Below are 14,311 nucleotides of genomic sequence, written 5' to 3' on the forward strand. Positions count from 1 at the left end.
CGAGATTATGGGCTTGCCGTGGAAAGATTTTCTCTATATCAGGGAAATCAGCCCCTGAAATGGAACAAAGTTCTTCAAATGACTGACCTCGCCGTGCAACTCCCCGAGACCAGCCGCCGCCTCGATGCCATCGACCGCAAGATTCTGATGGTGCTCCAGGAGGATGCCTCCCTCTCCGTCGCCGAGATCGGCGACCGCGTCGGGCTGTCCTCGACCCCCTGCTGGAAGCGCATCCAGCGCCTCGAGGCCGACGGCGTGATCCTGAAGCGGGTCGCCCTGGTCGACCAGAACAAGATCGGGCTCGGCATCTCCGTGTTCGTGTCAGTCGAGAGCGCCGACCATTCGGACGCCTGGCTGAAGAAGTTCGCCGAGGCCGTGAGTGCCATGCCCGAGGTGATGGAATTTTACCGCATGGCCGGCGACGTCGACTACATGCTGCGCGTCGTGGTCGCCGACATGCAGGCCTATGACGTGTTCTACAAGAAGCTGATCAGCGCCGTGCCGCTGAAGAACGTCACCTCGCGCTTCGCGATGGAGAAGATCAAGTCGGTCACCGCGCTGCCGATCCCGGCGGTGGTGGCGGCTTAGAGGCTTAGTTCTCAGGTCTCACCACAAGGAAGCTGTCATCGCCCGGCCTTGACCGGGCGATCCAGTATTCCAGAGGCGGCGATTGGATACGGAGAAGCTGCGGCGTACTGGATGCCCCGGTCAAGCCGGGGCATGACAGCGGAGATTTGCTGCGCGGGTTGTGCTCCCTGATGCCCCTCAAATCGTCTGATTGTACGCGCCGACTTCGGGATGCGTGCGGAGCACGCTGTTCACCATCTCGAACATGTCGTGCATGCGCTGCTCGGAGACCGGGCTCTCGACCACGACGACGAGCTCGGGCTTGTTGGAGGACGCGCGCACCAAGCCCCAGCTGCCGTCCTCGACCGTGACGCGTACGCCGTTGACGGTGACGAGATCGCGGATCGCCTGGCCGCCGATCTTGGCGCCCTTGGCCTGCAAGCCTTCAAAATGCTTCACCACCTGGTCGATGACGCCGTACTTGGTCTCGTCGGCGCAATGCGGTGACATGGTCGGCGACGACCAGGTTTTCGGCAGCGCGTTCTTCAGATCGGCCATCGACTTGCCCGGCGCGCGGTCGAGCATGTCGCAGATCGCGAGCGCCGACACCAGGCCGTCGTCATAGCCGCGTCCATACGGCTTGTTGAAGAAGAAGTGGCCGGACTTCTCGAAGCCCGCGAGCGCACCCGTCTCGTGGGTGCGGCGCTTCATGTAGGAATGGCCGGTCTTCCAATAGGCGACCTTCGCGCCCTGCTTCTGCAGCACGGGATCGGTGACGAACAGGCCGGTCGACTTCACATCGACGATGAAATGTGCGTCCTTGTGGATCGCCGACATGTCGCGGGCCAGCATCACGCCGACCTTGTCGGCGAAGATTTCCTCGCCGGTGTTGTCGACGACACCGCAGCGATCGCCGTCACCGTCGAAGCCGAGACCGACATCGGCCTTGTGATGCAGCACCGCGTCGCGGATCGCGTGCAGCATTTCCATGTCTTCCGGGTTCGGATTGTATTTCGGAAAGGTGTGGTCGAGCTCGGTGTCGAGCGGGATCACCTCGCAGCCGATCGCCTCCAGCACCTGCGGCGCGAACGCGCCGGCCGTGCCGTTGCCGCAGGCGGCGACGACCTTGAGCTTGCGGGTCAGCTTCGGACGGCCGGTGAGATCGGCGATGTAGCGCGCCGGATAATTCTCGTGGAACTGGTAGGAGCCGCCGGCCTCGTTCTTGAATTCGGCGTTGAGCACGATCTCCTTCAGCCGCGTCATCTCGTCGGGGCCGAAGGTCAACGGGCGGTTGGCGCCCATCTTCACGCCGGTCCAGCCATTGTCGTTGTGCGAGGCCGTGACCATGGCGCAGCAGGGCACGTCGAGATCGAACTGCGCGAAATAGGCCATCGGCGTCACCGCGAGCCCGATGTCGTGCACCTTGCAGCCCGCAGCCATCAGGCCGGAAATCAGCGCATATTTGATCGAGGCCGAATAGCCGCGGAAATCATGGCCGGTGACGATCTCCTGCTTGACGCCGAGCTCCGCAATCAGCGCGCCCAGCCCCATGCCGAGCGCCTGGATCCCCATCAGGTTGATTTCCTTCTGGAACAACCAGCGCGCGTCGTATTCGCGAAAACCCGTGGCCTTCACCATCGGCTCGGATTCGAAGGCATAGGTGTTGGGCAACAAGACGGATTTCGGCTTGGGGAACATTGAGACGGTCTCGTGAAAATGGCGGGAATTGATGCAGCCTTAGCGAATGCCGGGCCGCAGCGGAAGGCGGGAATGGCAGCTTATGGCTTATAATTGCGGCAGTTTGGTAACGGGAAAACGCGGCCCGGCGCGAGACTTCCGCCAATGCCGTCCTGAAAAAAATCCGTGCGAACGACCGTTCGTCGGCGCGGCGAGAGCCTTTTGAGGCGGCTTACTGCTCCAGCACCATCTGGCCGTTGGCGTATTCGAAGCGCTTGAGGCGGGACAGGAAGGAGAGGCCGAGCAGGTTCTCCGACAGAGCCTCGTCCGGCAGCACCATGGCGTCGACGTCGCGCACGACGAGGCCGCCGACCTCGAGCATGGCGATGCGCGTGCGCGCGGCCTTAATGGTGCCGTTGGCGGTCGAGACGGTGGCGTTGTACTCGCCGCGCGAGGGACGCAGGCCAAAGCGGGCGGCCGAGCTCTCGTTCAGCGCGACCACGGAGGCGCCGGTGTCGATCATGAAGCCGATCCGCTGGCCGTCGATGCGGCCTTCGGCCTGAAAATGGCCACGGCCATCGCGGGAGATGGCGAGGCTGCGCCCACCGGCCGGCGCCGTCGCAGCAACCGCAATCGTCGTGCGCGGCGCTGACGTCGCGGAGGCAGAACTCATCCTGTCCGCCATCTGCGCCATGAACGTGCCGAGGCCGATCATGATGGCCGCGAGGATCATTATGTTACGCATCACACCACTTCCGAGCCGGAAAGCTCGATTTCACCACGCGACACGTCTGGCCGCGAGCGACGCTGCGGTCAGAGCGCCGCTATTTTGACGAAAAGGATGAGCGGAGGGTTAATACGCCTTCGTGGCTTCTCACGTCCCGCGCGGCTTGACCCGCCGGGTCGGCAGCGCACTCGCCGGATCCTCCGGCCAGGGATGGCGCGGGTAGCGGCCACGCAGGTCGGAGCGCACCGCGGCGTAGCTGCCGCGCCAGAAACCGGGGAGGTCGCGCGTCACCTGCACCGGGCGCTGCGCCGGCGACAGTAATTCCAGCACCAGCGGCACCTTGCCGGCGGCGATCGACGGATGGGTGTTGAGCCCGAACAATTCCTGCAGCCGCACCGCAATGGTCGGCCCCTGCTCGGCCTCATAGTCGATCGCAAGCACGCTGCCGGTCGGCGCCTCGAAATGCGTCGGCGCCTCGCGATCGAGCCTTGCGCGCATCTCCCAGGGCAACAGCGCCATCAGCGCGTCGGAGAGATCGCCGGCCGAGATGTCTTTCAGTGCGATCTTGTCGTAGAGCGCCGGCACCAGCCAGTCGTCGCGCCGCGCGATCAGTCCGTCGTCGGACAAATCGGGCCAGCTGTCGCCCTCGGCCTTGCGCAGAAACATCACGCGGTCGCGCCACTGCTTTGCGGCCTTCGACCAGGGCAACCGGTCGAGACCTGCGGCAATCAGCCCATCTGCGAAGATCCGCGCGGTCTCCTCCGAAGGCGACACCGCGAGTGTCGCCTCAGACAGCGTGATCGCATGCAGCGCGCGCTTGCGCCGCGCGCGCAGCGCCATCGCGCCGCGGTCGAAGGAGATCTCGTCGACGGTCTCGATATGCTCGGCAAAATGCCGCTCGATGTCGTCCTCGCCGATCGGCGCCGCCAGCAGAACGCGGCCGCTCGCCGCCGTGCCCGTCATCTCGCCGATCGCGATGTAGGGTGCGCGGGCGAGCGACGAGGTCTGCTCCACCGCGGCGCCGCGACCATTGGCGAGCACGAAGGTGCCATTGCCGCGATTGCGCGCGACGCGGTCCGGGAAGGCGTAGGCGAGCATCAGGCCGGTCGAGAGATCATCCTGTCCGGTTACGGCCTTCTCCGACGCCGCCACCTGCGAAGCCCAGCGCCGCGCGAGATCGCGCGCGCTCGCGGCGCGCGGCGAGCGATCGCGGCGGAACTGATCGCGCCGGTACTCGAGATCGACGCTGTCGCCGCCGAGCCCGCGCTCGGTGACGATGGCCGCGATCTCGGCGGCGGCTTCGCCGCTGCCCACGCGATGCGAATCCACGATCATGCGCGCCAGCCGCGGCGGCAGCGCCAGCGCGCGCAGGCTTTTGCCTTCGGCGGTGATGCGGCCGTCGCCATCGAGCGCATTGAGCTCGGAGAGAAGGCTTTTCGCCTCTTTCCAGGCGGGCAGCGGCGGCGGATCGAGGAATGACAGCGCCGAAGGATCGGCGACGCCCCATTGCGCGAGGTCGAGCACCAGCGAGGAGAGGTCGGCGCTGAGGATCTCCGGCTGGGTGTACGGCGCGAGCGAGGCCGTCTGCGGCTCGTCCCAGAGCCGGTAGCAGACGCCCGGTTCGGTGCGGCCGGCGCGGCCGCGGCGCTGATCCACCGCCGCACGCGCAGCGCGCACGGTCTCGAGCCGCGTCAGCCCAATGTCGGGCTCGTAGCGCGGCACGCGGGCGAGACCAGAATCGACCACGATGCGCACGCCCTCGATGGTGAGCGAGGTCTCCGCGATCGAGGTCGCCAGCACCACCTTGCGCGTGCCTTTCGGCGCGGGCGCGATCGCGCGGTCCTGCACGGCAGCGTCGAGCGCGCCGAACAGCGGCACGATCTCGATGCTGGCATCCTGGACGCGTTCGCTGAGGAAATTCTGGGTGCGGCGGATTTCGGCGGCGCCGGGCAGGAACGCCAGTACCGAGCCGCCGTCGGCGCGCAGCGCGGACGCAATCGCATCCGCCATCTGCCGCTCCACCGGCGCATCCGCCTTGCGGCCGAGATAACGCGTCTCGACCGGAAAGGCGCGGCCTTCGCTCTCGACAACGGGCGCTTCCCCGAGCAGCCTTGCCACGCGCGCGCCGTCGAGCGTTGCCGACATCACGAGGATGCGCAGATCCTCGCGCAGGCCGGTTTGCGCGTCGCGCGCCAGCGCGAGGCCCATGTCGGCATCGAGCGAGCGCTCGTGGAATTCGTCGAACAGGACGGCCGCGATGCCGGAGAGCTCGGGATCGTCGAGGATCTGGCGGGTGAAGATCCCCTCGGTCACCACCTCGATGCGCGTCGCGCGCGAGATCTTCGAGCCGAAGCGGACGCGGTATCCGACGGTTTCGCCGGCCCGCTCGCCAAGCGACTTGGCCATGCGCTCGGCGCTCGCCCGCGCAGCGATACGCCGCGGCTCCAGCACGATGATCTTCTTGCCCGCGGCCCAAGGGGCATCCAGCAGCGCCAGCGGCACCCGCGTGGTCTTGCCTGCGCCGGGCGGCGCCACCAGCACAGCCGAATTATGCGCCTCCAGCGTGCGCGAGAGGTCGTCGAGCACGGCGTCGATCGGGAGGGGCGTGTCGAAGCTGCGGGGCAAGGCCTATCCATTCGTCATGCCCGGCCTTGTGCCGGGCATCCACGTCTTCGACTAGAAACAGACGTGGATGGCCGGGACAAGCCCGGCCATGACGAAATCGTTGCGGCAGTGGTCCCTCAGCCCTGCACCGGCGGACGCCCGATGCTCTCGTAGGTGAAGCCGGCGGCTTCCATGTCTTCGGGCCGGTAGACGTTGCGGAGGTCGACGACGACGGGCTGCGTCATGGTCGCCTTCAGCCGGCCGAGATCGAGCGCGCGGAACTGCACCCACTCGGTGACGATAACGAGCGCATCGGCGCCTTGCGCGCACGAATAGGCGTCCTCGCAATAGGTGATGTTCGGCAACTCACCCTTGGCCTGTTCCATGCCGACGGGATCGAAGGCCTTGACCGTCGCGCCCATGTCGATCAGGCCGGTGACGAGCGGGATCGACGGCGCATCGCGCATGTCGTCGGTGTCGGGCTTGAAGGTGAGGCCGAGCACGGCGATGGTCTTGCCGCGCAAGCTACCGCCGAGCGCCTGGCTGACCTTGCGCGCCATCGCGCGCTTGCGGTTCTCATTGACGGCCAGCACGGCTTCGACGATGCGCAAGTTCACGTCATAGTCCTGCGCGATCTTGATCAGCGCCTTGGTGTCCTTCGGGAAGCAGGAGCCGCCGAAGCCCGGACCCGCATGCAGGAACTTGGTGCCGATGCGGTTGTCGAGGCCGATGCCGCGCGCGACCTCCTGCACGTCGGCGCCGACCTTTTCCGAGAGATCGGCGATCTCGTTGATGAAGGTGATCTTGGTCGCGAGGAACGCGTTCGCGGCGTATTTGATCATCTCGGCGGTGCGGCGCGCCGTGAACATCAGCGGGGCCTGGTTCAGCGACAGCGGGCGATAGACGTCGCCCATCACCTTGCGGCCGCGCTCGTCGGAGGTGCCGACGACGACGCGGTCGGGATACTTGAAGTCGCGGATCGCCGCGCCCTCGCGCAGGAATTCGGGGTTGGAGGCGACGACGACGTCGGCCGCAGGGTTGGTCTCGCGGATGATGCGCTCGACCTCGTCGCCGGTGCCGACCGGGACGGTCGACTTGGTCACGACGACGGTGAAGCCCGACAGCGACTGCGCGATCTCGCGCGCGGCGGCGTAGACATAGGACAGATCGGCGTGACCGTCGCCGCGGCGCGAGGGCGTGCCGACCGCGATGAAGACGGCATCGGCGTCCGCGACCGGCTTCGACAAATCGGCGGTGAAGTCGAGCCGCTTGGCCTTCACGTTGGTCGCGACCAGCTCGTCGAGGCCGGGCTCGTAGATCGGAATCTCGCCGCGATGAAGCGCCGCGATCTTCTTCTCGTCCTTGTCGACGCAGGTGACGTCGTGACCGAAATCCGCAAAGCAGGCGCCGGACACCAGTCCCACATAGCCCGTTCCGATCATCGCGATTCGCATGAAAAACCCTGTTCCAGCTTGGTTAACGAAACCCCAACTCGAGCGGTTTAGCATTTTCCTGAGGGGAGAGAACAGCCCGGATGCAAAAACCGGCACGCGAATTGTACCGGTAAAGAAACCTTAAACCGCAAGGCTTCACACTGCGCCACGTCCGCACAGAGCCGGGCGGACCGCGCCTCGAAACGGGACACCATGGCACTATCAGGCACAATCGCCGCGAGCGGGCTTTCCAAAGCCCCCCCGGCCGCGCGTGTCGACTGGATCGACTATGCCAAGGGCGTCTGCATCGTCATGGTCGTGATGATGCACTCGGTGCTGGGGGTGGAGATCGCGGCCGGCCAGACCGGTTTCATGCATGTCGCCGTGGCCTTCGCAAAGCCGTTCCGGATGCCGGACTTCTTCCTGATTTCGGGCCTGTTCCTGCCATTGGTGATCGATCGGGACTGGCGAACCTATCTCGACCGCAAGGTGGTGCATTTCGCCTATTTCTATGTCGTCTGGGTGACAATCCAGTTCGGCTTCAAGGCACCGGCATTCGCGGCGGAGACGAGCTGGCGCGAGGCCGGCCTGCTGTATCTGGAATCCTTCGTCGAACCGTTCGGCACGCTCTGGTTCATCTACCTGCTGCCGATCTTCTTCGTCGTCACAAAACTGACACGGCGAGTCCCGCCGCTGGCGATCTGGCTCATCGCTGCCGCGCTGGAGACGGCGCGCATCTCGACCGGCTGGACCGCGATCGACGAATTCTGCGCGCGCTTCGTCTATTTCTATTCGGGATATCTGTTCGCGCCTTACGTGTTCGCGCTGTCCGATCGCGCGCGCAAGCATCCCGCACTTGCGCTGGCGGCGCTTGCGACCTGGGCGCTGATCAATGCGGGCCTCGTCGCGCTTGGCGCCAGCGAATGGAAGATCGTCTCGCTCGTGCTCGGCTTCGCCGGCGCCTGCGCTATCATCACGATGGGCACGCTGCTCGCCCGCGCACAATGGCTGAACTTCTTCCGCTCCTGCGGCGAGCATTCCATCGTGATCTACCTCGCCTTCTTCCTGCCGATGGCGGCGACACGAACGCTACTGCTGCGCACCGGCGTCATTCCCGACATCGGCACGGTATCGCTGATCGTCACCATCGTTGGCGTGCTCGGGTCGCTCGCGATCTGGCAGACCGCCCTGCGGCTGCACGCCGACTTCCTGTTCGAACGGCCAGAGACATTCTGGATCGCGCCGAAGAAGTCGGGCGTGCGGTTGCAGGCCGCGGAATAGGTCGATCAGGGCACCAAATAGAGAGCCCCGGCGGTGCGCCCGGCCTCGAGGTCGGCCTGCGCCCGCGCAGCATCACGGAGGCCGTAGGCAATGCCGGTCGACCGCAGGACGCCATCCGCCAGCGCAGCGAGCACGCGCTCGGCCGCACGCCGGTATTCCGCGGCATCGTTGACATAGGCCATGACGCTTGGACGCGCCAACATCAGGCTGCGACGTGGCCCGAGGTCGTTGACATCGATCGGCGCAATCGGACCGCCGGACTGACCGATGCTCGCCACCACACCGAATGGCCTCACGCAGCCAAGCGTCCTTTGCAAGGTCGTTCCGCCGATGCCGTCATAGGCGACGTCGACCCCACGCCCACCGGTGATATCCGCGACTGCGGCAGCGAAATCGGCATCCCGCCCAACGATGGTGTGATGCGCACCAGCGCCTCGGGCGATTTCGGCTTTGGTCTGCGATCCCACCGTCCCGATCACCACGGCACCTAGTGCACTGGCCCAGCGGGTCAGCAACTGACCGAGCCCGCCGGCGGCGCTGTGGACGAGAATCGTTGTGCCACGACCGACAGGAAAGACACGATCGAGCAGCATGTGCGCCGTGATCCCCTTGAGGAACGCTGCAGCCACCGCTTCGTCGGCTACCGTCTCAGGCAGCTTCACGCAACGGCAGGCCGGCAGGTTTCGTTCGGATGCATAGGCGCCGACCGGCGCTCCCGCGTAGGCGACGCGGTCGCCGACCTTGAGACCCGTTACATCCTCGCCGAGCGCCGCAACAACTCCGATCGCCTCGACGCCGGGAACGGCTTCGGCTGGAAGCGCGTAGAGGCCCATACGCTGATAGATGTCGATGAAGTTGACGCCGATTGCGGTCTGCCGGAGCCGGACCTCGCCCCGCGCCGGCGGTCCCAGAGCGACCGTTGCCAGTTCGAGCTGCTCCACGCTTCCTGGTGCCTTCAACCTGATGATCTCGGCCATGACTCGTCCCTTTCGTTGCCAATAAAAGAGACTATGGGATCAATCCAAATTCTGCGAAACTGCTCAAAGTTGAAGTTGTCTTGTGATATTTTGCACAATGCTCGATTGGTCCGACCTGCATCATTTCCTGGCTCTGGCGCGCGAGGGAAGCCTGTCGGCGGCGGCAAGGGGTCTCGGCGTCGACCATGTGACGGTAGCCCGCCGCGTCGCCGCGCTGGAAGCATCCATTTCGCTCAAGCTCGTCGATCGCCGACCACGCAGTTACGTTCTCACCGAGGACGGCAAGCGGATTGCGGCGATTGGCGCGCAGATGGAGGAGATCGCCTTCGCGGTGGAGCGCGCGGCACGGGCAGCGAAGCCGGAACTCGACGGGGAGATCTCGATCAGCGCGCCGCCCTCGCTCGCCAATATCCTGATTGCTCCAAAGCTGATGCAGTTGCGCGAGCAGTATCCAGGCATCCTCATCAAGCTGATCGGTGAGAAGCGAACGGCTTCGCTCAGCCGCCGCGAGGCCGATCTGGCGCTTCGCCTCTCTCGTCCGACACAGGCCGGGCTGATAGCCCGCAAGATCGGCCATTTCGAGTTTGGCCTTTACGGCGCGCCGTCCTATCTGAAGGAGACGCCACCTTATGCGTTCGCCTTTATCGCTTATGATGCCAGCATGGATGACACTCCGCAGCAGCAATGGCTGACGGATATCGCGGGCACCCGCCAGATCGTGCTGCGGACCAATGACCTCGAAAATCAGGCCGCTGCGGCCCGGGCCGGCGTTGGGCTTGCGGCGTTGCCGCGGTTTCTAGGCGACCGCGATCGACAGCTCGAACGTTGCAACACCGACCGCAAGCCTGTCAGTCGCGAGGTCTGGCTCATCGTCCATAACGACTTGCGCCGCGCGCCGGCGGTGCGCGCTGTCGCAGGCTTCCTCGAAGGCTGCCTGCGATAACTGCACCGCAAAGCGCGGCGCTGCCAGGATTTGCCTGTGCGCGCCTGCAAAATCAGGCCGGTGGAGGCTGTCTTTTGCCGCAAAAATTCATACATTGCGGCCATGCCCAAAAGCTCCCCAACGACATCCCCGAAGACCGCCGCCAAAGCCGACACCAAGCCCGCTGCTGACAAGCCTGCTGCCAAACCGGTCGCGGCGAAGGTGGCCGGCAAGGGCGACCACATCTTCCTGGTCGACGGTTCCGGCTACATCTTCCGCGCCTATCACGCGCTGCCGCCACTGAACCGCAAGTCCGACGGCTTGCAGGTCAACGCCGTGCTCGGCTTCTGCAACATGCTGTGGAAGCTGTTGCGCGACATGCCCGCGGACAACCGCCCGACGCATCTGGCGATCGTGTTCGACAAGTCGGAAGTCACCTTCCGCAACAAGATCTATCCCGAGTACAAGGCGCACCGGCCGCCCGCGCCCGATGATCTGATCCCGCAATTCGCGCTGATCCGCGAAGCCGTGCGCGCCTTCGATTTGCCTTGCCTGGAACAGGGCGGCTTCGAGGCCGACGATCTCATTGCGACCTATGCGCGACAGGCCAGCGACCGCGGCGCCCACACGACCATCGTGTCCTCCGACAAGGATCTGATGCAGCTCGTGAACGACAAGATCATGATGTACGACACCATGAAGGATCGCCGTATCGGCATTCCCGAGGTGATCGAGAAATTCGGCGTGCCGCCCGAGAAAGTGGTCGAAGTGCAGGCGCTGGCCGGCGATTCCACCGACAACGTGCCCGGTGTACCCGGCATCGGCATCAAGACCGCCGCGCAGCTGATCGTCGAATATGGCGACCTCGAACAGCTTCTGTTCCGCGCCACCGAGATCAAACAGCCGAAGCGGCGCGAGGCGCTGATCGAGAATGCCGAGAAGGCGCGGATTTCGCGCAAGCTGGTGCTGCTCGACGACAAGGTCGAACTCGAGGTGCCGCTGGACGACCTCGCGGTGCACGAGCCCGACGCGCGCAAGCTGATCGCCTTCCTGAAGGCGATGGAATTCACCACGCTGACGCGTCGCGTCGCCGACTATTCGCAGATCGATCCCGCCAATGTCGATGCCGATGCGTCGAACAGGAGCGGCGCAGGGGCTGGCGGCGACGCCGCCAAGGCAAAGACGTCAGAGACCTCCGGCGATCTGTTCGCCGCTCCAGCCGCGACCGCAACAGGCGGCGACAAGGGCGACAAGTCGGCCGGTCTCAAGGGCGCGCCGATTTCACTGGCCGCCGCGCGCGAAGAGGCGCTGCGCAAGCTGCCGGTCGACCGCAGCAAATACCAGGCGATCAAGACGCTCAAGGAGCTCGACGCCTTCGTCGCGCGCATCCACGACGCCGGTCATGTCGCGATCGAGACGAGAGCCAACTCCATCGATCCGATGCAGGCCGATCTGTGCGGCATCGCGCTGGCGCTGGCGCCGAACGAGGCCTGCTACGTGCCGCTCGCGCACAAGCAGTCCGGTGGCGGCGCCGGCCTGTTCGACGCGGGTCTCGCGCCGGACCAGGTCAAGCATGCGGACGCGATCGAAGCGCTGCGGCCGGTGCTGGAATCGGCGGGCATTCTCAAGATCGGCTTCGACGTCAAGTTCACCGCCGTGATGCTAGCGCAGCACGGCATCACGCTGCGCAACGCCGACGATGCGCAGCTGATCTCCTATGTGCTCGATGCCGGCCGCGGCTCGCACGCGATCGAAGCGCTCGCGGAGCGCTGGTTCGGCCACGCCATGCTGAAGGAGAGCGAGCTGCTCGGCAGCGGCAAGGGCAAGATCACCTTCGACCAGGTGCCGATCGACAAGGCCGCGCCGCTGTCGGCGGAAGGCGCCGACATGGCCTTGCGCGTGTGGCGCGTGCTGAAGCCGCGCCTCGTCGCCGAGCACATGACCGCGGTCTACGAGACGCTGGAGCGGCCGCTGGTGTCGGTGCTCGCGCGCATGGAGCGGCGCGGCATCTCGATCGACCGCCAGGTCTTGTCGCGGCTATCAGGCGACTTCGCCCAGACCGCGGCGCGCGTCGAAGCCGAGATCCAGGAGATCGCGGGCGAGCCCGTCAATGTCGGCAGCCCCAAGCAGATCGGCGACATCCTGTTCGGCAAGATGGGATTGTCCGGCGGCACCAAGACCAAGACAGGCGCATGGTCGACGACCGCGCAGGTGCTCGACGAACTTGCCGAGCAGGGCCACGACTTCCCGAAGAAGATCCTGGAGTGGCGCCAGGTTTCGAAACTGAAATCGACCTATACCGACGCGCTGCCGACCTACGTCAACCCGCAGACCCATCGCGTCCACACCACCTACGCGCTGGCCGCGACCACGACGGGCCGGCTGTCGTCGAACGAGCCGAATCTGCAGAACATCCCGGTGCGCACCGAGGACGGCCGAAAGATCCGCCGCGCCTTCATCGCGACACCCGGGCACAAGCTCGTCTCCGCCGACTATTCGCAGATCGAGCTGCGGCTGCTCGCCGAGATCGCCGACATTCCCGTCCTCAAGCAGGCGTTCAAGGACGGGCTCGACATTCACGCGATGACGGCCTCCGAAATGTTCGGCGTGCCGATCGAGGGCATGCCGAGCGAAATCCGGCGCCGCGCCAAGGCGATCAATTTCGGCATCATTTACGGCATCTCGGCATTCGGCCTCGCCAACCAGCTCGGCATCGCGCGCGAGGAAGCCTCCGCCTACATCAAGAAGTATTTCGAGCGCTTCCCCGGCATCCGCGCCTACATGGACGAGACGCGCGACTTCTGCCGGAGCAAAGGCTATGTCACCACGCTGTTCGGCCGGAAGATGTATTATCCCGACATCAAGGCTTCGAATGCCTCGGTGCGCGCGTTCAACGAGCGTGCCGCGATCAACGCGCGGCTCCAGGGCACCGCCGCTGACATCATCCGCCGCGCCATGACGCGGATGGAGGACGCCCTGGTCCAGAAGAAGCTGACGGCACAGATGCTGCTCCAGGTGCACGACGAACTGATCTTCGAGGTGCCCGACGCGGAAGTCGAGGCGACGCTGCCGGTGGTGCAGCACGTGATGCAGGACGCACCGTTCCCGGCCGTGAACCTGTCGGTGCCGCTGCATGTCGATGCGCGCGCGGCGAAGAATTGGGACGAGGCGCATTGAGGCTACCTCTTAACCTCGCCCCGCTTGCGGGGAGAGGTCGGAATTCGCGCGAAGCGCGGATTCCGGGTGAGGGGGTACAGGTCTCTCGACGATCGCACGTGGGGAGAGAGCCCCTCACCCCAACCCTCTCCCCGTAAGAACGGGGCGAGGGAGCGCACCGATCGCGCCGGCGAGTGGAATTGTCCTCCGTGCAATTGCGCGATGGCTCCGCCGCGCGGCGCATATTAGAATCGTGCCGTCCCCACACCGGTTCACCCATGCCCCACACCTCCGCCCTGCTCGGCTTCGCCCTCGTCTGCCTTGGTCTCGTGCTCACGCCGGGGCCGAACATGATCTATTTGATCTCGCGCTCGATCACGCAGGGACCGGCGGCGGGCATCGTCTCGCTCGGCGGGGTGGCACTCGGCTTCGTGTTCTACATGCTGTGCGCGGCGTTCGGCATCACCGCGCTCTTGCTCGCCATTCCCTTTGCCTATGACGCGCTGCGCTTCGCCGGCGCGGGCTATCTGCTGTGGCTGGCCTGGCAGGCGGTGAAGCCGGGCGGACGTTCGCCGTTCCAGGTGAAGCAGCTTGCGATCGACAACCCGCGCAAATTGTTCGCGATGGGTTTTGTCACCAATCTGCTCAATCCGAAGATCGCGATGCTGTATCTGGCACTGCTGCCGCAGTTCATCGATCCCACCGCCGGCAGCGTTCTGACGCAGTCGGTGGTGTTGGGGGCGATCCAGATCGCGATCAGCGTCAGCGTCAACGCGATGATCGCGCTTGCCGCAGGGTCGATCGCACTGTTCCTGGCGAGCCGGCCGAGCTGGATGCTGGTGCAGCGCTGGCTGATGGGCACGGTGCTGGCCGGGCTTGCGGTGCGGATGGCAGTGGAAGCGAAGAAGGTGTGATTATTTTTCTTCCTTCTCTCCTTGTGGGAGAAGGTGGCGCGAAGCGCCGGATG

The 14,311-nt window shown here is 65.3% G+C and carries 10 protein-coding genes; 5 read left to right on the forward strand and 5 right to left on the reverse strand.

What is annotated here, in order from left to right:
- The first annotated feature begins 78 nt into the window (after positions 1 to 78).
- Entirely contained in the window at positions 79 to 588 is a 510-nt protein-coding gene (locus AB7531_RS40645) for an Lrp/AsnC family transcriptional regulator (RefSeq protein WP_014491365.1), read from the forward strand.
- A 177-nt stretch (positions 589 to 765) separates the two neighbouring features.
- On the opposite strand, the gene AB7531_RS40650 is transcribed toward AB7531_RS40645, so the two are convergent.
- From AB7531_RS40650 to AB7531_RS40665, 4 genes are all read right to left on the reverse strand, one after another.
- Positions 766 to 2,265 (reverse strand): phosphomannomutase/phosphoglucomutase, encoded by a 1,500-nt coding sequence (locus AB7531_RS40650; RefSeq protein ID WP_063979835.1) that lies wholly within the window; start codon positions 2,263 to 2,265, stop codon positions 766 to 768.
- 211 nt (positions 2,266 to 2,476) lie between these two features.
- Positions 2,477 to 2,989, reverse strand: a complete 513-nt coding sequence (locus AB7531_RS40655; protein WP_071909170.1) for a TIGR02281 family clan AA aspartic protease — start codon at positions 2,987 to 2,989, stop codon at positions 2,477 to 2,479.
- 129 nt (positions 2,990 to 3,118) lie between these two features.
- Positions 3,119 to 5,596 (reverse strand): ATP-dependent helicase HrpB, encoded by a 2,478-nt coding sequence (gene hrpB, locus AB7531_RS40660; protein ID WP_063979837.1) that lies wholly within the window; start codon positions 5,594 to 5,596, stop codon positions 3,119 to 3,121.
- 116 nt (positions 5,597 to 5,712) lie between these two features.
- The gene (locus tag AB7531_RS40665) at positions 5,713 to 7,029 is read right to left on the reverse strand and encodes a UDP-glucose dehydrogenase family protein (protein WP_231143693.1); all 1,317 of its coding nucleotides are present in this window, start codon (positions 7,027 to 7,029) and stop codon (positions 5,713 to 5,715) included.
- A 192-nt stretch (positions 7,030 to 7,221) separates the two neighbouring features.
- Here AB7531_RS40665 and AB7531_RS40670 point away from each other — a divergent pair, with 192 nt between their 5' ends.
- Complete coding sequence (locus AB7531_RS40670; RefSeq protein WP_063979839.1) at positions 7,222 to 8,289, forward strand: acyltransferase family protein; 1,068 nt, start codon at positions 7,222 to 7,224, stop codon at positions 8,287 to 8,289.
- Between the two features lie 5 nt (positions 8,290 to 8,294).
- On the opposite strand, the gene AB7531_RS40675 is transcribed toward AB7531_RS40670, so the two are convergent.
- A complete protein-coding gene (locus AB7531_RS40675; protein ID WP_063979840.1) occupies positions 8,295 to 9,266 on the reverse strand; it encodes a quinone oxidoreductase family protein in 972 nt (323 codons plus the stop codon).
- 97 nt (positions 9,267 to 9,363) lie between these two features.
- On the opposite strand from AB7531_RS40675, the gene AB7531_RS40680 reads away from it, so the two are divergent.
- The 3 genes from AB7531_RS40680 to AB7531_RS40690 all read left to right on the forward strand — a co-directional run bounded on the left by AB7531_RS40680 (position 9,364) and on the right by AB7531_RS40690 (position 14,258).
- Positions 9,364 to 10,209 (forward strand): LysR family transcriptional regulator, encoded by an 846-nt coding sequence (locus AB7531_RS40680; RefSeq protein ID WP_063979841.1) that lies wholly within the window; start codon positions 9,364 to 9,366, stop codon positions 10,207 to 10,209.
- A 102-nt stretch (positions 10,210 to 10,311) separates the two neighbouring features.
- On the forward strand, positions 10,312 to 13,365 hold the full coding sequence (gene polA / locus AB7531_RS40685; RefSeq protein ID WP_231143694.1) for a DNA polymerase I: 3,054 nt from the start codon (positions 10,312 to 10,314) through the stop codon (positions 13,363 to 13,365).
- Positions 13,366 to 13,622: 257 nt separating this feature from the next.
- Positions 13,623 to 14,258: a LysE family translocator gene (locus AB7531_RS40690; protein ID WP_063979843.1), complete on the forward strand. Its 636-nt coding sequence runs from the start codon at positions 13,623 to 13,625 to the stop codon at positions 14,256 to 14,258.
- Positions 14,259 to 14,311: the final 53 nt, after the last annotated feature.

Source organism: Bradyrhizobium sp. 63_E2_N1_3 (assembly GCF_052076005.1).
GTDB classification, from domain to species: domain Bacteria; phylum Pseudomonadota; class Alphaproteobacteria; order Rhizobiales; family Xanthobacteraceae; genus Bradyrhizobium; species Bradyrhizobium barranii.